The organism is Rhodococcus qingshengii JCM 15477 (assembly GCF_023221595.1).
In the GTDB taxonomy this organism is placed as follows: Bacteria; Actinomycetota; Actinomycetes; order Mycobacteriales; family Mycobacteriaceae; genus Rhodococcus_F; species Rhodococcus_F qingshengii.
The window spans coordinates 2,044,058-2,065,558 of record NZ_CP096563.1 but is presented as its reverse complement, the minus strand read 5'-3'; the positions used below and the strand labels follow the sequence as shown (position 1 = coordinate 2,065,558).

Genomic DNA, 21,501 nt, shown 5'->3' with positions numbered 1-21,501 from the left:
CGGTTCCCGCACCTGGTTGCGGCGTCCGCTCCGCATACACGAGGCGGCTCATCGGATAACGTCTTCAACCGTGGCACCGAAACTGAAGACACTGACCCGTGAGCTGTCCAAGCGCGGCCCGCACCGAGTTCTCCGCGGCAACCTCGCCCTGGCCGGACAGCCGGGTGTCGTGTACACGCCGGAAACCGGTTTCAATCTCCCCGCCGTTGCCTTCGCGCACGGGTGGATGGTCGGGTCCCACAAGTACGAGCAGACACTCCAGCACCTCGCTTCCTGGGGAATTGTCGCAGCGGCGCCCGACAGCGAACGCGGTCCGGTCCCGTCACATCTCGGATTGGCTGCAGATCTTCGAGCGACGCTCGACATCTGCGTCGGCGTGCGACTCGGCCCCGGCCAGATCAGCGTCCAACCCGATCGGGTCGCCTTTGCCGGTCACGGCATGGGCGCGGGCGCGGCGGTACTGGCCGCAGCGCAGCGCGGGGATGTCGGTGCGGTAGCCGCACTGTTCCCGGCCCCGACAGCACCCAAGGCGGAGAACTACGCGTCGAAGATCACAGCGCCCGGATTGATCCTCGCCGGCGAAGACGACGTCGATTCCTTGACCAGCAATGCCCGGCCGCTGAGCGTGGAGTGGGGCGGTCCTGTCATCGCACGTACCGTGAACGACGCCCAAGACGCCGGACTGATCGAAGGCCGCCGACTCCTCGGCGCCCTGGGCCTCGGTGGATCCGAGCGCAAGACACAGGCCGCCACACGGTGCCTGCTCACGGGCTTCCTGTTGTTCCATCTGACCGGCGACAAGAAGTACAAGGATTTTGCTGATCCCGACGTCGAGATTCCGCACACGGCGCCGTTGCTGCCGGTCGAACCTCACTCCGACGCGCGGGCCAGCCAGCTGTTGCGTAAGTAGGAGTCCGTACTCGCCACCGACTCCGGCGGCGAGCACGGCGGCGTCGGCGTCGGCTCTGACGCGGATCGCAGATACGGGCCGGCTCTCACGGTCCCATCCGTGTCATTCTCGGCGGATGTCGTTTCGGACGGCGGCTCCTGGCGCGATTCCGCGCTCGCTGCGGCCACTCTGCGCTCACGGAAGTCGTCGAGTTGAGAGTCGAGGGTTCGACGGATCGCTTCGAACGGCGCGTGAACGGACTTCACAGCGGACCAGCTCCGGCCAACTCAGCGCCCGTCTCTCCGTCGGGAGCCACGATCGACTCGTCGGGGACTGTGGAAGGCGGCTCCGGGTCCGGCGCGGGCGAGACTTCGGCGGTGGTTTCGACCGGCACCTCGTGCTCGCGAATCTCAGGGTCGGGAGTTTCGGGCTGGAGTGTCGCAGGCTGGGACGCTTCTTGCGGGCGCGCCTCGTGCAGCGACATCTCCGGATCGGCATCGAGCACTATTCTCGGCCAACCATTTTCGCTCAACTCCAGGGTGGCCGACACAGAGTTCCCGTCAGCACCTGCAACATCCAGACTCACCCCACGACCGTCGGACGCAATCGAGAAGCCCCAAGTGTTGCCGCCGATCGAGAAAGAGACAGGAGCGGCGGCGACACCGGATGCACTCGGCTCGGCGATCGGAAAGGTTGACGTGAACGCGTCTGTCACCCACTGGGTCGCGGCGTCAAAAGCATGACCAACCGCGCTCGCGCACTCCGCACACGCCCTGTCGAATTCATCGCGAGTATCGAGATACGCCGAACGAAAAACCGTGTCCAGCCATGGCGCCGCACCACGACCGGTGGAAGCGACGTGAGTCAGCTGGTCGATCTCCCCCGCACCCAGACCGCCGATCGTCGCCCGGTCGAGGCTTGCCACCTTGAAAGCCTTGTCTGCCAAAGCCGTTCGAACCGTCCGCGCGAACTCGTCGGCCAGCGTGATCAACAGTGGCGCCGAATCCGCATCGGACCGAGCTTCACGCCGCGCCGCGAAGGCCTGATCTACGACCGCACCCACGCCGGAAACATTCCACATTGCAGGAAGATTCTCCGCCAGGGTCGTCAGCATCGCGATCTCGGCGACCGAACCGTCCACCGCTGCGGCCATGTCCGACGCATCTCGCATTAGTGCCTCGAAATCGATACCAGCCTCTGCGCGATACGCATCCTCGTAGGACGAAAGCATCCGTTCTTCGAAGCCCAACCGAGAGGCCAGGTCGTGAAATCGATCGAAGAACTGCAGTCCCCTCGCACCAGCATCCAGGATTTCGTCAGGACGCACGCGTGAATCACGCAGTGCAAGAATATCTTCGACGCAATAGTAGCTGTTTGGTACTGCCTGTGCGGTACCGCTCGTCGGTCTCATGAGACCGACCCGCTGGAGTCTCGCAATCGCCGCGCACCCTGACCGTCCACCTCAGCGATCACCTCAGCCGAAGAGGACAGCCGAGGCGCCAACGTATCGAGAAGATCGGCACGCCCCGTCAAGCGTGAATTCAGGACCGCCAATGCCGATGCCAACGCGGCTCCATGCTCGGCGTAATCACGGCCCGAAACGGCACCGCTGAATCGCAGACGCCTGATCGGGTCCGCAGAATCGCGCAGAGCCTGGGCCACCGACACCGCTTGGCGTGCCAATTCATCTGTTCCAGCGCGGTCGACATCCACGAGCGCCCCCAAGTTTCAGCGGAACCACTCGCACGTCGAGCGGCCTTTGACTCCTTGGACGCAGCAGGGCGCAATTACGTTCCCTCAAAACGCGAACGCGTAATGAGGGGCTAAACCGAACCGACGATCTCGGCCAACTCGTCGGCCAGCTTCTGCGCGAGCGGAAGTTCGGTGGCCTCGACCATGACGCGGACCAGTTGTTCTGTCCCGGACGGGCGCAGGAGCACGCGACCACTGTCACCGAGGACGCGCTCTGCGTCCGCGACTGCTGCGAGTACCGACGGCGATGCTGCGACTGTCGCCTTGTCCCCGACCTTCACGTTGATCAGAACCTGCGGAAGGGTTGTCATCGTTGCGGCCAGTGCGGATGCCGACTTACCCGTGCGAGCCATTCGTCCGAGCAGCCGGAGGCCGGTGAGAATCCCATCGCCCGTGGTGCCGAACGCCGGCAACACGACATGGCCTGACTGCTCGCCGCCGAGGCTGTATCCGCCCGCGCGCAGTTCCTCCAAAACGTAGCGGTCGCCTACGGCAGCAGTCACGATGTTGATACCGGCCTCGCGCATCGCGATGTGCAAACCGAGATTGCTCATGACAGTCGCGACGAGAGTGTTCTCGACCAACTCGCCGGCGTCGTTCATCGCGATCGCCAGAACTGCCATGATCGCGTCACCGTCGACCACCGCTCCGGTCTCGTCGACGGCCAGGCAACGGTCGGCGTCGCCGTCGTGCGCGAGGCCTAGGTCCGCCCCGTGATCGACTACGGCTTTCTGAAGATTCTCCAGGTGCGTCGATCCGCAGCCGTCGTTGATGTTGAGGCCGTCGGGCTCGGCGCTGATCGCGATGACGCGAGCGCCCGCTGCCGCGTAGGCAACCGGTGCGAGCGCGGAAGCAGCGCCGTTGGCGCAGTCGACCACAACGGTGAGTCCAGCGAGTGGCTCGCTCGCCGCGCTCGCCAGATGCGCAAGGTACAGCTGAGCGGCGTCGTCGACCGTACGGACGCGGCCGATCCCGGCACCTGTCGGTAGGACGGGCGGTGCAGTGCCCTCGAGTGCATCCTCGATCGCCACCTCGACAGCATCATCGAGCTTGTGTCCACCGGCTGCGAAAATCTTGATTCCGTTGTCCGGCATGGGATTATGCGATGCAGAGATCATGACGCCGAGACTGGCGTCGAGCTTTGCCGTCAAGTATGCAACTGCCGGAGTCGGAAGAATACCCACGTCGAGCACGTCGACACCCGCGGAACTCAATCCTGCGGTCACCGCGGCTTGAAGCATCTCACCGCTGGCGCGAGGATCGCGGCCGATCACGGCGGTCGGACGTGCGTCCGAGGTGTCGGCTGTCAGTACGCTCGCCGCGGCAACTGCCAATCTCAATGCAAGATCTGCAGTCAGATCCGAATTGGCAAGTCCACGAACACCGTCAGTACCGAACAACCGACCCATAGAACGACTCCTGAATCCTGTGAACCTCGAGAAGGGAACTCGAGAAGGGAATTTCTCCGAGAAACACAAGAGCGAGCGTCCGGTAACGATGGACGCCCGCTCTTGTGGTGAACAGGTGCCGAAGCAGACCCGTCGGGTCAACCTCGGCAAAGCATCAGCGCTTGGAGTACTGCGATGCCTTACGGGCCTTCTTCAGGCCGTACTTCTTACGCTCGACCGCGCGGGCGTCACGCGTCAGGAAGCCTGCACGCTTGAGGGCCGGACGATCATCAGGGGTTACCTCGATGAGTGCGCGCGCGATAGCCAGACGCAGTGCGCCTGCCTGACCGGACGGGCCGCCACCGTGCAGCAGTGCAATGATGTCGAAAGACTCGGGACGCTCGACGAGCACCAGCGGAGCCTTGATCAGCTGCTGGTGAACCTTGTTGGGGAAGTAGTCCTCCAACGTACGACCGTTGAGCTTGAACTGACCGGTACCGGGAGCCATCCGGACGCGAACGACAGCCTCCTTGCGGCGACCGACGGTCTGGACCGGGCGATCGAGGACGATCGGTGCGAGCGTAGCTGCAGCAACCTCTTCGACGACCTCGACTGCGTCAGAGACAAGCTCTTCCACTGCTTCGATGTTCTCTTCGGACACGTTCTGCTCTTCCGGCGATGTCACTGTGCGACCTGCTTGATCTCGAACGGCACCGGCTGCTGCGCGGTGTGGGGGTGATTCGGGCCCGCGTAAACCTTGAGCTTGCTGCTCATTGCGCGGCCGAGCTTCGTCTTGGGGAGCATGCCGACAATGGCCTTCTCGACGAGACGATCGGGAGTCCTGTCGAGGACCTCACCGACAGTGCGGGACTTCAGGCCACCCGGGAATCCGGAGTGGTGGTAAACATTCTTGCCCTGCAGCTTGTTGCCGCTGATGGCAACCTTCTCTGCGTTGATGATGACAACGAAGTCACCACCGTCGATGTGCGGCGCGTAGGTGGGCTTGTGCTTGCCACGCAGCAAGTTCGCTGCCTGAACGGCAAGACGGCCGAGCACCACGTCAGTGGCGTCGATGACGTGCCACGTGTGGGTCACATCTCCGGCCTTCGGGGTGTACGTAGACACAGATCTTCCTCGTCTTAATTCATTCCACTGCTGACCATGTGCGTATCGCGTAAACGATCCTCGGCGGCCAGTTGAGACCCGAGAACCGCCGGTCTCCACGCATTTCTGCCGGAGCCCTACGGCACGCCACCGATAGACGATACCGGTCTACCCGCTGCCAGGTCAAAGCGCAGCCATTCCTGCCAACAGCATCATCGTCCAGCACAGCGACGCGAGCGATCGACATGCGCCTGCCCCGGCAACCTGACGGTACCGGGGCAGGCGGGGTGTCATCACGGCATGGGATGTTGTCAGCGACCGAACCCGTTTGCGGCGATCCGATCAGCTTCCTGCATCTTCTCCGAGCCGCTCGCCGTCGCTCCGGCGATCTGCGCGAGAACCATGTTCAGTTCTTCGGAAGCCTGGGCCCAGCGACGCTGTGCGTCGTTCCACGCTTCGGAACCTGCCCCTTCCCAGCCTGCTTGCAGCTTGTCCACGACAACCTTGATGTCGCCCTGTTTGTCGTTGATCGCTTTGGCCTGCTGTTTCATCTGATCGGACAGCATTGCGAGGCCGCTGAAGTCGTACTTGATCCTGTCGGACATAACTGCTCCCGGTTCGGTGTGACTGGAGAGAACTTGTGAGAACTAACTTGTGAGAACTACTGGCTGAGGATTGCTTGACCGGACGATGAAGTGCTGGCGGTCAGGACATGTTCACCGTCGCGCCGCGAAGCGAGCTGACGTTGTCGTCTTCGGTCGAGTCGAAGGTTCCCGCGGCCTGTTTGATCTGCTCGCAGATGTCGGTCAGAGCTGTGTCCAACTTCAGGGCCGCGCTGTTGTATCGCTCCATGATTCCTGCGTATTCGACCTGCGCCGCACCGTTCCACGAATTGTGCGAAGCGTCGGCCTCCGACCGAACAGCGTTGACCAGCCCCCTGATGTCACCGAGATGTCCGTCGATGGTCCCCGCCGAATCGATCAATTCAGCGGTAGTTGCGGTAAAGCCCATGTCGTCCCCCTGGATTCGGTGAGTACCGTTCGGTATCGGCGATCACACACAACGGGCTTTGTCCGTCGGATGTGCACCGGGGTCGAGCGGAACTCCCTGATGTGCGCTACACATACTTTGACGCGACCTTCGTACCAACGGTTCCGGCCCGACCGAAGAATATTTTCAGAACCGACAGATCCGGTCACGGTGTGAATTCGACCGACTGCCACATCCGCAGGCAGTCCGCTTCGAGACTGCCCCACTCACCGACCAGATACTGGCAGCCGATACTCACTTGCCGTCCGTTGTCGACGTATACGTGCCAACGCACCTCGGAGAAATCGTCCGGAAACTCGACGTACACCACTGCCCGTTTTCCTGCGGCATCGTCGAGCACAGCAAACTCTGCGAACCGCAAGGGGTCCTCGAACGTCGAAAACTGCTGACGCAAAACAGCTTCGACGGAATCGAATCCCACACCTTCCGCAAGATGTTTCTCGATGACCACGATCTTGCGATCCGCACCCGAACCGGGTACCAAATCGGTACGCCCGCTCGAGGTCCCTCGCGGCAGAAGCTTCCAATCGGAAGGCATTTCTGCCGCAACGCTTCCCACGTCCACACGAGTAAGTTCCGGCGTGGCCCCGGACTCGATCGACGAGATCGAAGTCTTCGGCGCAGGCGTTTCCTGCTCTTTCGACGCCTCCACGATCTCTACTTCGTCTTCCGCCGTGGCTGCGCCCGACCCCGTCAACCGAGAGTCGTTTCGATCGCGAGTGGACACCACGACCGTTCCTGCGACCGCACCGGCGACGGCGACCACCGCAAGCGCCGCCGCGAACCATCGACGGCCTCCGCGCCGCCCGCCGACGCGACTCGGCGAAGAGGCATTCGAGTCCGCGCCAGGAATCGACTTCGCGCCATCCGTATCGCCTACCCACCCGGCGCCAAAAGCCGAATTGTCGACGATTCGTCCCGAACTGTCCCGCGCGGTTGTCTGGCGAACGAGCGTCTGAGGATCCACCAGAGACGCAGCCACCCGGCTCTCGTCCAGAATTCGGATGCTCGCGTGGCCGTGAACATTCGTCGACCCCCGTTCGAGCGAAGCCGCAACAGCATGAGAGCTCGGCCCGACCAACACCACAGCGTCCCGAACCGATAGATCCCCGATTGCGGAAAACAACCCCGCAACGTCTGCGATCTCCGAACTTTGTGTTCCGTCGATTCGGAGTTCACCGTCGACCTCAGCGACAACAGAAGCGACCACCGTTCCGCCGCGCAGTTCGAGGACGACACACCGCGATCGCCAAGCCGTATGAGCCGACCTCGCCGCCGCGATCGACGTCGGAACGAGTACGACGTCGTGCGCCACTCGACGTGCGGCATCGAGCAATCGCCGCCTGCGTGGGGCACCCCAATCCGAGGGATGACTGAGATGAAGAATGTCTGCGTCGACGATTCCGCACCCGTCCATCGCACTGGAGATCAGCCTGGCCACCTCCAAGACTGTCGGGACAACCCGACCATCCACGTCGACATAATCGTCGTCGATGTAATCGATCGCATTCTTACCGGCCGCACCGGGGCCCGACGTCGGTTCGCGTCTGAGGTCTGCACTGCAACAGAATTCGCGTTGACCCGATACGACCCAGATATTCGATGCACCCCAATGTAACGAGACCGACACTGCGGACGGAGCGGTCACAGCGGTGGCATCCACGGAACTTGGACAAGTTGGGTTTGCGAGCGGGAAACGTAAACCCCACGGCCTTCCGGCATCGCCGACGCGCGGACAGTGCCGACGAGATTTCCCTCGTCACGACTTCCGCTCATGATCAATCCGGCCGGCGCCATGTCGCGAATTCTCGCAATGACCGGCTCGTACAGTGCTCTGGCCGCACCACCAGAACGGCGGGCAATAACCAGGTGCAAACCGATGTCCTTGGAGTGCGGAATGTATTCGAGCAACGGCGCCACCGGATTTCCACTCGGTGTGGCCACAAGGTCGTAGTCGTCGATCAGTACGTAAATCTCCGGCCCACTCCACCACGACCGTTCCCGCAATTGCTGCTGCGTTGTTTCGGCGTTCGGCATTCTGGCAGCGACGATCCGAGCCAAGTCGACCATCAACTCACCGAAGGTCGTCGACGACGCCGAGTACCCGCCGAGGTGATTCCCTTCGACCACGCCCAGCAGGGAATGCCTATAGTCACCGATAATCAGCTTGGCCTGGGCCGGTGTGTTCGACGCGATGATCCCTTCGGCTATTCCACGCAAGAGAGATGTCTTCCCACACGCGGTGTCGCCGAATATCAACAGGTGCGGGTGTTCCCGGAAGTCCATGTACACCGGGGCGAGGTCGGTCTCACCGAGCCCGATCGGCACGGTGAGGCACCGACCGTCGGCCGCACTCGGTGAGGGCCACCGGGTCCCGACAGCTTCGAGAAGTTCCGCCCGCAAGTAGGAATCCGGGAGCATCCGCACGGTGGGTGCCGGACGCGAATTCGACATGGCTGCAATACGTTCGACCGTCGCCACCACAGCCGTACTCGAGTTCTCACTACCCGGTAGGCCGTCGATTCGAGGTAGTCCGGTGAGAAGGTGGAGTCCGTCGCGAGTGATGCCACGACCCGGTCGACCTTCCGGCACCAGGCCGGCTTTCCGGCGACCCGCATCCGAATCTCCCGGATCACCCAATCGAAGTTCGATGCGAGTACCCAGTTGATCCTTGAGCGCCGGCCGGATCTCGGCCCACCTCGACGTCGTGACGATCACGTGTACACCGAAGGACAAACCTTGACCGGCGAGCGTGTTGATCTGGGGCTCGAGTGATTCGAAATCCGAACGAACGCTTGGCCAACCGTCGACGACGAGGAAGACGTCACCGTACGGGTCCTCTCGGAGTCCCGCAGCCTCACCTTCCCCGGCGGGATCAACTGTTCGCAATCTACGGAAATCGGCCATCGATTCGATGCCGAGGTCACGAAACAGTCGCTCCCGTTTGGCGACCACACCGAGTACCTCGGCAACTGTGCGCCGGACGCGGTCGGAATCCAAACGGTTTGCCACCGATCCGACGTGCGGCAGATCTTTCAATCCGAGGAGCGTTCCACCGCCGAAGTCGAGGCAGTAGAACTGAATCTGTTCCGGCGTGTGCGTCATGCTCAGAGACAAGATCAACGTGCGCAACGCCGTCGACTTTCCCGACTGCGGGCCGCCGACAATCGCGAGGTTGCCAGTCGATCCGTTGAGATCGGCGACGAGTAGATCGCGGCGCTGATCGAACGGCCTGTCGACTATGCCGAAGGGTGCGCTCAGATTTCCGCGAGGTTGATCACCGGTCGCCCACCGCGGCAACAACTGGTCAAGCGTCGGAGATGACTCGAGCGGCGGGAGCCACACTTCATGCGCACGTGGACCGTGACCGCGCATGCGGTCTACGAGGACTCCCATGAGAGTACGTGCATCGTCACCGATTTCACCCATGTCGACGACGTCGGGCTCGACGGGAACGACAACGGCCTCTGGTCCGATCACGGGCTTCGCGGTAAACGGCAGCGGCGCCAGTTCGACGGGGGAATCGACCGAGAATCGAGTGGGCACGATCCGCTCGCCCTCGTACGGGCCTGACACGTACGCACCTTGGAAGCGAACGATCTCAGCAGAATCGGACTTCAGGTATCCCGCACCGGGTGTACCCGGAAGGTGATAAGCATCGGGAACGCCGAGGACGGAACGAGACTCGTTCGCCGAGAACGTTTTCAACCCGACGCGATACGAAAGATGGCTGTCGAGACCCCGAAGCTTTCCTTCGTCGAGTCGCTGACTGGCCAGCAGCAGGTGAATGTGAAGTGACCTGCCCAATCGCCCGATGGCCACGAACAATTCGGCAAATTCCGGCTGTTGACTGAGCAGTTCGGAAAACTCGTCGACGACCACGAAGAGTGCCGGTAACGGATCGAGTGCAGCGCCGGCCAGCCTCGCCCTCTCGTAATCGGACACGTTTGCGAAGTTTCCTGCCGCACGCAACAGTTCTTGTCGACGATTCATTTCGCCGGCGAGCGCGTCCTTCATACGATCGACCATCGCCAATTCCTCGGCAAGGTTGGTGATGATCGCAGCAACATGCGGTGCCTCCTCGAGGCCGAGAAAGGTTGCACCACCTTTGAAGTCGATCAGGACGAGGTTCAGTGCGTCGGGAGAGTGGGTCGCGATCAGGCCGAGCACCAAGGTTCGCAGGAACTCCGACTTGCCAGAACCGGTGGCTCCGATACACAGCCCGTGCGGACCCATACCGTTCTCGGCCGACTCCTTCAGATCCAGTTCGACGGGGTTTCCGTCTTGTCCGACACCGATCGGCACGCGGAGTCGGTCGCGCCCCTGACGTGGAAGCCAGCCATGCTCAGGATTGAACCTCGCAACGTTTCCTATCCCCAACATCTGGCTCCACGTCCGAAGGGATCGGTCGTCGTCAGCTGCGTCGACGGCATTCTGCGATGCCGCACGGAACGGTGCGATGCGACGCCCGAACGCCTGCGCCAGGCTCGTCGTCGCAGCGTCAGGCCTCGCAAAGTTCTCAACTCCTGCGCTGCTCACCGCGCCGATCTGATCGCTACCGACGACCAGTCGCAACCCACGCGTCGCCACCAGCCGCGGGCAGAACCCGCAGAGGTCGAGGACAGTCACCGAGTCGAGCCCGAATTCGGACAACAGGCCGGTGTCACCTTCGAGTAAGCCACCGTCCACGACCAGCACGAGATGCGGAACGCCCGCACTGGCTGGAGTGTTGCGAGCGAATCGAGCACGCATCGAAAGCGGTTCCCCGAGGGAACTTTCGAATTCGAGATACGAACCGAACACCATGCGTGCAGTGCCGGTGCCGTCCTGAGACTGCGGGTGTTGCACGTGTGGGAGCCACTTGACCCACTCCCACTCGGATTCGGTATCGGGACCGCACACCACCGCAACTTGGAGCGTGTCCGGACCGTGGAATGTGCACAGCTGCATCAACATCGAGCGGACAAGCGCACGAGCGGAATCTCTCTGCCCCTCGATGGACATCGCAGCAAATCCGCGAAGCGAGACGGCGGTCGGCAGGTCCTGCACAACCGAATGTGCACGGACGAATCGCCGAAGTGAGACAGCAGCGACGGGTTCGAGATCCTCGACCGGCCCGGTCTCCGGAGACACGAGTCTGGTGGCCAATCGCTGTGTACCCAGACCTACCCGAACGTGGCAGTAGTCCGAGTCGGTGATCTGACGCTCCCACATCCGCACAGTCCCGGCCAGTGTCCAGAGCAGCGACGGCTCGGGATTGCTCCACTCGAGAGCAGCACGCTGCGCACCAGACGTCGCAGCAACATCACTACGCATCTGATCCAGGTACCGGAGGTAGTCCTTGCGGTCCTCGTTCGCTTCGGACGCTCTTGCTCCACCGCTACGACCGCCCCCGGCGAGCATTCCGAGCATCGACACCATCATCATGACCGGAAACAGCAGGGACATCGGATTGCGCGCCATGCCGGAAGAGAACATCAGCGCCACCATGCCGATCATGGCAACCACCATGATCACCGGAAGTAGTTTGGTCAGTAGGTTTCCCGGCGTGACGCGAGGTATCTCCGGTGGGGCCTGAAGCGTCACCTCGCCGCCCGGTGTGCGCGGCGATTCACGTCGTGCTCGACGCGCAAATCTGACAGTGCTCAATTCACCCACCCCCATCGGTGCTGCAGCTGTTGCCGCCAGGCGCCTCGTCCGACTACCGCCGGCCCCCCAAGGCGTACTCGCGCAATTGCAAGAGAGTAGATCACAACACCGACACTCGGGTCGGTGCCACCTGTTGTCGGCGCTGTCTCCGATACAGGCGCGCAGTTCATGTCGTATTGTTCGGGTGAACTGGGGTGACGCGAAGGGGGAATCGCGTCATGGGAGGGGACAGATCTTGACCAGCACCACTACAACCAGCGCTGCGAACACCGGAAACGGACGAGGCGCGAGTCATTCTGCCGAACTGTGCAGGTTGACGGTACTTTCAGCCCATTCGCAGGTGGATCTTGCGGTGCCGCTTCGTGTTCCACTCACCGTGGTCATTCCGGGCATTGTGGACACAATTGTCAACCACAGCAATTTCAACGAGTTCGACCACACCACCGAACAATTCGAGCCCGTCGACTGGACTCTGTCGAAAGTCGGCAGGGCACCGCTGGCACCGACGCTGTCGCTGCACGAGCACGGAATCCGCGATGGAGAATTGCTCGTACTCGAGGCCTCGGACACCGCTGCCCCGCCCCCACTCTTCGACGACATCATGTACACCGTCGCGGCCACGGATGCGGACGTCTACCGACGCTGGACTCCGGTCACCGCGCGCATTGTCGGCTCGACCGCCGCCCTCGTCGCTGCGCTCGTCGCGGCCCTCGCCCTGGTCCTCGGCGACACGGGACTGATCGGCGCCGTCTGCGGCGGAGTGACGTCTTTGGTGCTCACCGTCGCCGCCGTCGTGGCAGCGCGGGTGTACGGAGACTCTGGAAGTTCCGTCACGCTCGGATGCGCTTCGGTGCCACTGGCGTTCGTCTCCGGCGCACTCTGCGTGCCCGGCACTGTTCTTTCGGCTCATCTGCTTCTCGGTTCGGCATTTGCCGCTGCGGTAACTCTGATCTGCTTCCGCTTGTGCGGCGCCGGATTAGCTGTCTTCACAGCACTTCTCGTCGTCCTTCTCGCGGCGGTGGGCACCTTTGCCGTCACTACCACGCTTCCCGAGGCGCGCACCGCGACCGTCAGCGGCGCGGTGATTGCCGCCGCATTGATCGTTCTCACGTTCACCGCTCGACTGTCGATGTTGTTCGCGCGACTACCGCTTCCCCCTGTTCCGACGCCGAGTAATCCCCTCGACGACGACCGCGACGGACTGCCCGAACCCGAACTACCCGGGCTGACCGAGTTGGCGGAAAGGGCAGGGCGGGCGCGTAGCTATCTGACCGGGCTGATCGTGGCCACGTCAGTGGTCGCGCTCGTCGCTGCCGTCGCACTCGCGTGGTCCTGGCCTGGTCAGGGGATCGTCTGGCCGAATCTTGCTCTCGCATTCGCGACGGCCGTCGTGCTGATGTTTCGCGGGCGCACCTACGCGGGCGCACAGCAGGCTGTGCCACTCATCGCGGCAGGCATCTCGGTGATTCTCGTTCTCCTGGGCGACATGGCATGGACCCATCGCGACCATGCATTGGTCGTCTTCGCCATCACGATGACCGTTCTCCTCCTGGCACTGATTCTGGGAATCCTCGCCCCCCAGAACACATTCAGCCCCGTGATGCGACGCGCTGCCGAGCTGTTGGACCTCGCTGCGATTGCAGCAATCGTTCCGCTGATCTGCTGGGTCAGTGGCCTCTTCGCGCTCATGCGTGGCCTCTGAGCGATCGGTGATCGATGGTGATTCGACGTGCAACAAACATCTGCGCCAGTCTCGTGATCGTTGCCTTCAGCGTTCTCGCCGGGGCAGGTGGCGCATCGAGCGCGGTTCCCTCCCCCATCGATCCTGCAATGCTGCCCGAGGACGGTCCGCCTGCACCTCCACAACCCACCGAACAACGAACCCTGTGCGTCCCAGCCGTGGCAGGTGGTGACGGTGCGGACATTCCACGTTCTCAACGAGATCTGGGATTCGATTCTGTGTGGCCGATCACCAGAGGGGCAGGACAGCGAATTGCTGTCATCGACACCGGTGTCAGCAGACATCCCCGGCTGCCGTCGCTCGACGGCGGCGGTGATTACGTCGGTACCTCCGACGGCACCGACGATTGTGACGCACACGGAACTGTCGTGGCCGGTCTCATCGCCGCCCAGCAAGTCGAGGGTTCCGGATTCTCCGGAGCTGCGCCGGACGCACAGATAATTTCGATCAGGCAGTCCAGTGCCGCCTTCTCGGTGGCCGGCCAACGCGAAGACCCTGCTGTAGCCGAGAACTCATCCGGGTACGGAAACGTCGACACCATGGCATCGGCCGTCCGTCACGCTGCGGACATGGGTGCAAGCGTCATCAACATCTCCGAAGTCGCCTGTAAGCCTGCCGGGGACGGGATCAGCGACCAACGACTCGGCGCTGCAATCGAATACGCCACGATCGCGAAGAACGTCGTAGTCGTCGCAGCTGCAGGGAACGTCGGATCCGGAGGTTGCAAGAACCAGAATCCGCCGCCGGATCCCCTCAATCCCCTGGCCGATCCATGGAAGTCGGTTGTGACGATTGCCAGTCCGGCTTGGTACGACGACTATGTCCTCACAGTGGGGTCGGTAGACCCCAATGGCGCCGCCAGTTCCTTCAGCCTCGGCGGTCCATGGGTCGACGTGGCGGCGCCCGGCACCGGAATCACCTCACTTCACCCAACGGCGCCCGGTCTGACCAACGGGGTCTACGGTTCCGACGGCGCCGTGCAGTCGTTCAACGGGACCAGTTTCGCTGCGCCCTTTGTCGCGGCAACCGCCGCACTGGTCCGGTCGGTTCACCCGGAACTGACTGCGCTTCAGGTCATGCAACGTATCGAAGCCACCGCCCACGCTCCGGCGCAGGGTTGGAATCCCTACGTCGGTCACGGCGTCATCGATCCACTTGCGGCAGTGACGGGCGAATTGGCCCCAGGAGAACGCGTCAAGGTCAACCATCAGTCGGTGTCGATCGATCCCCTACCCACGCCGCCGACCCCCGACAACCGATCTCGCGACACGGCACTCGTCGGAGCCGGAACGGTCGGCACCCTCGCTCTACTGACGCTGTTGGCATCGATGCCTCTTCGTCGAGTAATTCGTCGGCATCTTCCCGAACGCCAGAAAATCGATCCCTGAACCGTCAGCAGTGTTCAGTTCACCGGAGCGGCCGGCGCTGTATCGGGGGCGATTCCGTCGTGAGCTATCAGTGCATTGCTCTTCTCGAGCGCGGGGCCTGATGCAAGTAGGTCGAGCATCTGCCAAGGCGCGCGATCAGGCGTTCGCGTCAATCCGAGCGCGCGAGCGGAGGTTTCGTCCGGTACGCCGTACTTCACACCGGTATCGGCTACGTAGAACACTCCGTCGTGCCTGGTGCTGTTCGTCTCGATTCCGGTCGCTTGAACAAATCCGCCGAATCCCTGTTCGACATGGACGTTGTCGAGATTGTCACCCGATCCGTCCGCCTGCGCCAAGGACACCAACTTGCCACCCTCCGGGATCGGAACCTGCAATCCAGCGACAAGTTTCAGCGTTGCAGAACTACTTTCGCCGCCCTCGACTGCAGGTGCGGGAGCCCATTCCAGACAGCCGACAGGTGCGCCGTGATCATCGACGATCTCCGGAACCACCCGCGGCAACAAGTCGACGGCCAGCTCACTCACCGAGGGAATACGACTGATGGCATCAGGGGCGACGCTCGCGATCCCGGTGGCGCCCTGCGAATCCGAAAAGTAGATCAGTTGGGCGAGCGCCGCACCGATCTTCTGGATCCCGTTCTCGAGTACCACGTAGTACTGCGGGTCCGCACCCACCGAAACCTGGACGACGGAGCCGACAGTCTTGTTCTGCAGAGGAAACCGGGGCGCCGATCCCAGTTGGCGGATTCGCGGAGCCTCGATGCGCGGAACTTCGGGAATCGAATTGAGGAATCCGATACTGATCGGTCGCGCCTGTGCTCCTTCCAGGCCCAAAGCCCGCATGATCGCCGGATCGTCCACATCGATTTCCGCTCGCTTCCCGTCGTAGACGAGAAAGTGATCGGAACCCGACTTCACCAGGAATGCACGGTCATTCGTCAGATATGTCGTGTTTTCGCCGACATTGGACGAGCCGACCAGGACCGAAGTCGTCAACGATTTTCTCCCGTCGGATCCGACGGAATCGCACACCGTCCACGCGGCGTTGGTAGGGTCGGCCGATTCCGGCAGCGCGGACGGTGCGCCGGGAATGCCGACGAGCGCGCCCCGGGGTTTCGCCTCGACCTCGGATGCCTTGACTATTGCCGGTTTTCCTGGCGAACCCAGAATCAGTCGTGCGGAGGCCAAGTTCAGCACAGGGCGAAACGTACCCTCCATGGCGACGAACATCGCGCCCGATTCCTTTGCAACGACGATCTCTGCATCGCCGATTCTGTCCTGTGGCCGAAACAGAGCGAGTACAGCGCAACCCGCCAATCCCAGTGCAGCGAGGACTATTCCGACGGTGAACGCGCGCGACTGTGATCGCATCGGATCGTGAAGCATCCGCACGTCTCGTCTGACCAGCGCATGTTCCATCCGCCTGACCAAGAATCGGTACCCGTTGACCTGCCAGCGCGTGGTAGGTGTCGCAGCCATCATTCCCCCCGTGCCTTACATCCCCTTGCGAAGACACAGTACAGTTCCGCTGGGGCGGAAATTTTCGGGTAGTTCGCAGGTCAGGTATCGGGGAGGAACCGTGGACCGATCGCGGTTGAAGCATTGGCCGTCGTCACACAGGATTTCGACGCGCGAGTTCGTGCCGGCACAGCTTTTCGGAATCGGTGCGGGCGGAATCGCGATGGCCAGTGGGCTCGATTGGTTCTGGGCGCTGGCTATCGGTTGTGTGGTTGCCGGATCAATGCTGCTTCATGTGGGCGGTTGGTCGGTAATGTCCTGGATTGTCAGGTACTTTCGCTATCTGCACCGCAAGGACGTCGACCGCAGCACGATCGTCAGTTTTCACACTCCCTCCGAGCAGTCCATCGGGCTCCGAGTGGACGGATCTTCGCTCGTCGCTGTCGTCGAGATCGCTCCCCCACGCGACTACCTGACCAGGATCGGCCGTCATTCGTTCGACGCTTCCCACCTTCTGCCCACGGCAGCCCTCGCCAATTGTCTCTATCAGCACGACATCTCACTCACCGGCATCGACATCGTCAGTCACGGATACCGCGCCGCGTCGGGAACGCCTGCCACCGAAGTCTACGAACGTCTCATCGGACCACTACCAGCCACCGCCACCAGAAGTGTTTGGCTTGCACTACGTTTCGACGCGCTGGAGGGTGGTGCAGCAGTCGAACGCCGGGGCGGGGGCGAACAGGGCGCCGGCCGCGCGATAGCTGTTGCCGCCAATCGTGTCATCCGGGTGCTCGATTCAGCGGGGTGCAAGGCGCGGATCCTGACCGCACCGGAGATCGCGTCGTCCACTGCCCAGGTGACAAGAGGAGTGGCCGGCCACGAGGTCACCGAAACGTGGCGAAGTACCCCCTTGCCTGGCGTGTCCAACGTCGGATTTGGGATCGAACCCCGTTTCATCACCACTGCGACCCTGACCCGAGTGTGGGCAGTGGCAACGGTCGGGACGTCCGTGACAATTCGGTTACGACCCACCGGACAACGCGGAGAGGCGAAGGTCAGTGCGACATGTCGCTTCACCACGCGCAATCCACCTGAGAACGCACCGCTGGCCGGTTTGGTCTCGCTACGTGGGCGCCAGCGCGACGGATTGCTGACCAATTTGCCAACCGCATTGGCCGCGCTGGACGGCATCACGCCGGGCGTTCGCATGGACGGGGGCACACTCGACTCACTCGCTCTACCCCTTGCCGGGTGCGGCCAACTCGTCGGCTCGGACCGAAACGGGCACGGTGTCGCGGCCAGAATTTCGGGGCCGGGCGTCAACACCGTTCTTGTCGCCGGCGAACTCTATCTGGCTCAGCAGTTGATCTTTCGAGCCATCGCGACCGGCGCACTGGTACTCGTCCACACCGATCGACCGCAAGCGTGGACCGCGCTCACCGACTCGATGGGAGTGCCTGACCGACTCCGCGTGTCCGGGCAGGGCGGTGGGCCTGAGGGCGCCTTCAACACTGTCGTGTTCGACGGCGTCGAGGGGTTATCTCCGCGTGCCGGCGTGACCGCAATCTATGTGTACGGACATCCACGCCAATGGCCTCGGGTCGACCCTGAAATCTCGATAGTCCAGCCATTCGCACTCGGTGACAAGATCACGGTCGAAACCGGCCGTACACGCGTCGACCTGACTCTGGTGACCATCGCTTCCGAGACATCGTTCATCGGCCGTCCACGAGCCGGCGACGCTCACCAGATGGCGTGATCGCGTATGTCCAAGATCAGCCGGGATAGGGATCACTTGCACGTTGCATCCGCAATCCGCTTCCCCACCAATCCAATTCACGAATCATCTTCTCGCTTGCATCGATCGCAATCGAATCGACGCCGTACGGCTCGTGTCCGAATTGCTTACGCACCCGGTGGATGGTCACGCTTTGACGCACCGAGACCATGTGCAACTCCGCCACCACTTGCCTCAGTTGCTCGACGGCCCGAACACCACCTGAAATCCCGCCGTAGGACACGAATCCGATCGGCTTGGCACGCCACTCGTGTTTCACCGAATCGAATGCGGTCTTGAGAGCAGCCGGATACCCGTGGTTGTATTCGGAGGTCACGGCGACAACAGCGTCGGCGCGCCCGATTCGCCGGCGGAAAACCTCCGTGGCAGGTGAATCCGAGAAATCCTGGGGCAACGACAGCTCTCTGAGGTCGATCACCGATACGTTCCACGACGGGTTCGCGGTTGCGCGCTCGACAAACCAGTCCGCCACTGCTCGTCCCATTCGCCCCTCGCGGACCGAACCTACGATGACTTCGACGTTCAAAGGTGCCATGAACGTCGATGCTAGCGACTGATCACGCAGTGATCCCGTCCGTGATGAGTGCTGCCAGTTCCCGATAAGCGCTGGCATCGTCCAGACCAGTTGCCCGGTAGACCGCGCGTTGCTGGATCCGAACCATCGTCGCCGCAGCGGCATCGGCGACAAATGATGCGTGTACCTGCCGGAAGGCGCCCGAATCGACTCCCTCGACGATGAGCGATCGCACACGATCAGCAGCGATCGACGTGTTCTTCTCGTAGACCTGGCTCGCCGACACCGATTCGGCCAGGTCTTCCATGAACTGACTGGACGCCGCGGACAGCCGATCACCCACTGCTTCGAGATACACCGCGACTCGACGAGTCGGGGCCGTTTCGGCGGCGACTGCACTCTCCACTGCATCGGTCGCCGCCCGGAAGAAGTGCACTGTCACAGCCCGCACCAGATCCTCTTTGCCGGCCGCCACGGTGTACAAGGTGCTCTTGGAGCAGTGCAGACGAGCTGAGATCTCGTCGAGCGTGAGGTGGGCGAAACCCTCACTCAAGAACAGTTCGACCAATTGATCGAACAACTCTGCCCTGCGCGCAGTCGTCTTGTGAACCAGCCTTGCCATACCTAGAACAGTACTGCAGTATCGTTCTCAGTACTATTACCTAGCTAGGAGCCGACCGTGCCCGTCGAACGCCTGATGCCCAGCCAAGAAGCTCGCGATCTCATCGAACTGACGCGTGATGTCGCGGACAAGGTACTCGCGCCCAAGGTCAACGAATACGAGAAGGCCGAGAAGTATCCAGACGGAGTGTTCCCCGCACTCGGACAGGCGGGTCTGCTGAGCCTTCCGTATCCCGAGGAGTTCGGCGGCGGCGATCAGCCGTACGAGGTGTACCTCCAAGTGCTCGAAGAGATCGCCTCACGCTGGGCAGCGGTTGCAGTGGCGGTGAGCGTGCACAGCCTGTCGTGCTTCCCGCTGTTCACCTTCGGCACCGACGAACAGAAGAAGCGCTGGCTACCGGACATGCTGGGCGGCAACACCATCGGCGCGTACAGCCTTTCCGAAGCGCAGGCCGGATCCGACGCCGCCGCGTTGTCGTGCAAGGCGACGCCCACCGACGGCGGCTACCGCGTCAACGGCTCGAAAGCCTGGATCACCAACGGCGGCAAGGCGGACTTCTACAATCTCTTCGCACGCACCAGTGACGACGGTTCACGCGGCGTCTCCTGCCTCCTGGTGGACAAGGACACCGAAGGCCTCAGCTTCGGAAAACCCGAAGAGAAGATGGGGCTACGCGCGGTCCCCACTGCCTCCGCGAATTACGACGACGCCTTCATTCCTGAGGAGCGATTGATCGGTCAGCGCGGCCAGGGGCTGCCGATCGCCTTCAGCGCTCTCGACTCCGGCCGACTCGGAATCGCCGCCGTTGCCGTCGGAATCGCTCAAGGCGCGCTCGACGACGCGGTCGCTTACGCGAAGGAGCGCAAGGCATTCGGCAAGCGGATCATCGATCACCAGGGACTCGGTTTCGTGCTCGCGGACATGGCTGCCGCAGTCGACTCCGCGCGAGCCACCTACCTCGATGCAGCCCGCCGCCGCGACGCCGGAGTTCCGTATTCACGCAACGCGAGCGTCGCCAAGCTCGTGGCCACCGACGCGGCAATGAAGGTCACCACCGACGCCGTTCAGGTATTCGGCGGGTACGGATACACCCAGGACTTCCCCGTCGAGCGCTACATGCGCGAGGCCAAGATCACGCAGATCTTCGAGGGCACCAACCAGATTCAGCGATTGGTCATCGCGCGCCAACTGGCGGGATAGCCCCCCGGTACGAATGCCCTCCCACACAGAGTGGGAGGGCATTTTGCATGGTGATGTTCAGTCACCGCAGCATCCACCCGAAGACGGAATCTCGCGGGTCTCACGGGTAATCGCGTTGCGGGCAGCCAGTTCCGAGTAGTCGGGGTAGTCCACGCGGACCAACGAAAGTCCGTGCGCCGGAGCAACGAGGATGGAACTGGATCGCGACGTTTCGTCGAGCAACCCTGCCACCCAGTCGGCGGTGCGCCGTCCCTCACCGACGGAGAGGACTGCGCCGACAAGACTGCGAACCATCGACCAGCAGAACGCATCGGCATTCACGTACGCCGTGAACACCGTGCCCTCTTGGGTCCAGTCGAAACGCTGCAGCTCCCGCACCGTCGTAGCGCCTTCTCGACGCTTGCAGAATGCCGCGAAGTTGTGCAGACCCAGCAGCCGATTCGACGCATCCTGCATCGCTCCGAGATCGAGTGGTTTGGGATACGAGACGGTGTCGCGTGCGCGTAGTGGTTCCACTCCGAACGCCGCGTTGGTCACCCGGTACTCGTAATAACGTCGCATCGCGGAGAAGCGCGCATCGAAGTCACCCGGAACCACCGATATCTGTTTGACCCGAACGTCCTTGGGCAGAAATCGTGCAAGTCTGCGCACGAGTCGAGACGGATCGTCCGGGAGCAACTCTCCCGGAACGTCGACGTGCGCTACCTGACCGGTGGCGTGGACACCGGCGTCGGTTCGACCGGCAACGGTCAACTGAACCGGGCGTCGAAGCACCGTTCCCAACTTGTCTTCGATCTCACCGCACACGGTGCGCAGATCGGTCTGGCGGGCCCAACCCGAGAAGTCGGTGCCGTCGTAGGAGATGTCGAGCCGCAATCGAACGAGCCCGCCGTCCCCGATGGGGGCGGCGGGCTCGTTCGATTCAGCGTGTGCCGAAACCAAGGGA

General features: G+C 62.5%; 19 protein-coding genes. 5 read left to right on the top strand and 14 right to left on the bottom strand.

Annotation, left to right across the window (positions count from 1 at the left end; genetic code table 11):
- Positions 1-70 precede the first annotated feature (70 nt).
- The gene (locus M0639_RS09430; protein ID WP_003941000.1) at positions 71-910 is read left to right on the top strand and encodes a poly(ethylene terephthalate) hydrolase family protein; all 840 of its coding nucleotides are present in this window, start codon (positions 71-73) and stop codon (positions 908-910) included.
- Here the strand turns inward: M0639_RS09430 and M0639_RS09425 are convergent.
- From M0639_RS09425 to eccCa, 10 genes are all read right to left on the bottom strand, one after another.
- Positions 871-1,155, bottom strand: coding sequence for a hypothetical protein (locus M0639_RS09425; RefSeq protein WP_042922488.1), 285 nt, complete (start codon positions 1,153-1,155; stop codon positions 871-873). The genes M0639_RS09430 and M0639_RS09425 overlap by 40 nt on opposite strands.
- On the bottom strand, positions 1,152-2,300 hold the full coding sequence (locus M0639_RS09420; RefSeq protein WP_064073931.1) for a hypothetical protein: 1,149 nt from the start codon (positions 2,298-2,300) through the stop codon (positions 1,152-1,154). Before M0639_RS09420 ends, M0639_RS09425 begins: the two co-directional genes overlap by 4 nt.
- Positions 2,297-2,602: a hypothetical protein gene (locus M0639_RS09415; RefSeq protein WP_064073932.1), complete on the bottom strand. Its 306-nt coding sequence runs from the start codon at positions 2,600-2,602 to the stop codon at positions 2,297-2,299. Before M0639_RS09415 ends, M0639_RS09420 begins: the two co-directional genes overlap by 4 nt.
- Before the next feature lie 110 nt (positions 2,603-2,712).
- A complete protein-coding gene (gene glmM, locus M0639_RS09410) occupies positions 2,713-4,050 on the bottom strand; it encodes a phosphoglucosamine mutase (protein ID WP_064073933.1) in 1,338 nt (445 codons plus the stop codon).
- Between the two features lie 154 nt (positions 4,051-4,204).
- Positions 4,205-4,714: a 30S ribosomal protein S9 gene (gene rpsI, locus M0639_RS09405; RefSeq protein ID WP_007728596.1), complete on the bottom strand. Its 510-nt coding sequence runs from the start codon at positions 4,712-4,714 to the stop codon at positions 4,205-4,207.
- Complete coding sequence (gene rplM / locus M0639_RS09400) at positions 4,711-5,154, bottom strand: 50S ribosomal protein L13 (RefSeq protein ID WP_003940842.1); 444 nt, start codon at positions 5,152-5,154, stop codon at positions 4,711-4,713. Before rplM ends, rpsI begins: the two co-directional genes overlap by 4 nt.
- Before the next feature lie 290 nt (positions 5,155-5,444).
- Entirely contained in the window at positions 5,445-5,738 is a 294-nt protein-coding gene (locus M0639_RS09395; protein ID WP_042449746.1) for a WXG100 family type VII secretion target, read from the bottom strand.
- Positions 5,739-5,838: 100 nt separating this feature from the next.
- A complete protein-coding gene (locus M0639_RS09390) occupies positions 5,839-6,144 on the bottom strand; it encodes a WXG100 family type VII secretion target (RefSeq protein WP_003940986.1) in 306 nt (101 codons plus the stop codon).
- A 184-nt stretch (positions 6,145-6,328) separates the two neighbouring features.
- Entirely contained in the window at positions 6,329-7,831 is a 1,503-nt protein-coding gene (locus M0639_RS09385) for a type VII secretion-associated protein (protein WP_064073944.1), read from the bottom strand.
- Positions 7,828-11,832 (bottom strand): type VII secretion protein EccCa, encoded by a 4,005-nt coding sequence (gene eccCa / locus M0639_RS09380; protein ID WP_064073943.1) that lies wholly within the window; start codon positions 11,830-11,832, stop codon positions 7,828-7,830. Before eccCa ends, M0639_RS09385 begins: the two co-directional genes overlap by 4 nt.
- 235 nt (positions 11,833-12,067) lie before the next feature.
- On the opposite strand from eccCa, the gene eccD reads away from it, so the two are divergent.
- The gene (eccD, locus tag M0639_RS09375) at positions 12,068-13,534 is read left to right on the top strand and encodes a type VII secretion integral membrane protein EccD (protein WP_064073945.1); all 1,467 of its coding nucleotides are present in this window, start codon (positions 12,068-12,070) and stop codon (positions 13,532-13,534) included.
- Between the two features lie 14 nt (positions 13,535-13,548).
- The gene (gene mycP / locus M0639_RS09370; protein ID WP_064073934.1) at positions 13,549-14,961 is read left to right on the top strand and encodes a type VII secretion-associated serine protease mycosin; all 1,413 of its coding nucleotides are present in this window, start codon (positions 13,549-13,551) and stop codon (positions 14,959-14,961) included.
- Positions 14,962-14,975: 14 nt separating this feature from the next.
- Here mycP and eccB read toward each other — a convergent pair whose 3' ends face one another.
- Positions 14,976-16,442, bottom strand: coding sequence for a type VII secretion protein EccB (eccB, locus tag M0639_RS09365; RefSeq protein ID WP_082893135.1), 1,467 nt, complete (start codon positions 16,440-16,442; stop codon positions 14,976-14,978).
- Between the two features lie 97 nt (positions 16,443-16,539).
- Between eccB and eccE the strand changes: the two genes are divergently transcribed.
- Complete coding sequence (gene eccE, locus M0639_RS09360; RefSeq protein WP_064073935.1) at positions 16,540-18,180, top strand: type VII secretion protein EccE; 1,641 nt, start codon at positions 16,540-16,542, stop codon at positions 18,178-18,180.
- 16 nt (positions 18,181-18,196) lie between these two features.
- Here eccE and M0639_RS09355 read toward each other — a convergent pair whose 3' ends face one another.
- On the bottom strand, positions 18,197-18,754 hold the full coding sequence (locus tag M0639_RS09355; protein WP_003940967.1) for an NADPH-dependent FMN reductase: 558 nt from the start codon (positions 18,752-18,754) through the stop codon (positions 18,197-18,199).
- A 22-nt stretch (positions 18,755-18,776) separates the two neighbouring features.
- Positions 18,777-19,355, bottom strand: a complete 579-nt coding sequence (locus M0639_RS09350; protein WP_003940885.1) for a TetR/AcrR family transcriptional regulator — start codon at positions 19,353-19,355, stop codon at positions 18,777-18,779.
- 57 nt (positions 19,356-19,412) lie between these two features.
- Between M0639_RS09350 and M0639_RS09345 the strand changes: the two genes are divergently transcribed.
- The gene (locus tag M0639_RS09345) at positions 19,413-20,555 is read left to right on the top strand and encodes an acyl-CoA dehydrogenase family protein (RefSeq protein WP_019747558.1); all 1,143 of its coding nucleotides are present in this window, start codon (positions 19,413-19,415) and stop codon (positions 20,553-20,555) included.
- Positions 20,556-20,612: 57 nt separating this feature from the next.
- Here the strand turns inward: M0639_RS09345 and truA are convergent, their stop codons facing one another.
- Positions 20,613-21,497 carry a tRNA pseudouridine(38-40) synthase TruA gene (gene truA / locus M0639_RS09340; RefSeq protein WP_064073936.1) on the bottom strand — a complete coding sequence of 295 codons (885 nt, stop codon included), beginning with the start codon at positions 21,495-21,497 and terminating at the stop codon, positions 20,613-20,615.
- Positions 21,498-21,501 lie beyond the last annotated feature (4 nt).

Excerpts from the sequence above, each read along its gene's own strand:
- M0639_RS09420 (WP_064073931.1), bottom strand. The coding sequence starts at position 2,300 with ATGAGACCGACGAGCGGTACCGCACAGGCAGTACCAAACAGCTACTAT.
- M0639_RS09390 (WP_003940986.1), bottom strand. The coding sequence starts at position 6,144 with ATGGGCTTTACCGCAACTACCGCTGAATTGATCGATTCGGCGGGGACC.
- M0639_RS09395 (WP_042449746.1), bottom strand. The coding sequence starts at position 5,738 with ATGTCCGACAGGATCAAGTACGACTTCAGCGGCCTCGCAATGCTGTCC.
- glmM (WP_064073933.1), bottom strand. The coding sequence starts at position 4,050 with ATGGGTCGGTTGTTCGGTACTGACGGTGTTCGTGGACTTGCCAATTCG.
- eccB (WP_082893135.1), bottom strand. The coding sequence starts at position 16,442 with ATGATGGCTGCGACACCTACCACGCGCTGGCAGGTCAACGGGTACCGA.
- M0639_RS09350 (WP_003940885.1), bottom strand. The coding sequence starts at position 19,355 with ATGGCAAGGCTGGTTCACAAGACGACTGCGCGCAGGGCAGAGTTGTTC.
- mycP (WP_064073934.1), top strand. The coding sequence starts at position 13,549 with ATGGTGATTCGACGTGCAACAAACATCTGCGCCAGTCTCGTGATCGTT.
- M0639_RS09355 (WP_003940967.1), bottom strand. The coding sequence starts at position 18,754 with ATGGCACCTTTGAACGTCGAAGTCATCGTAGGTTCGGTCCGCGAGGGG.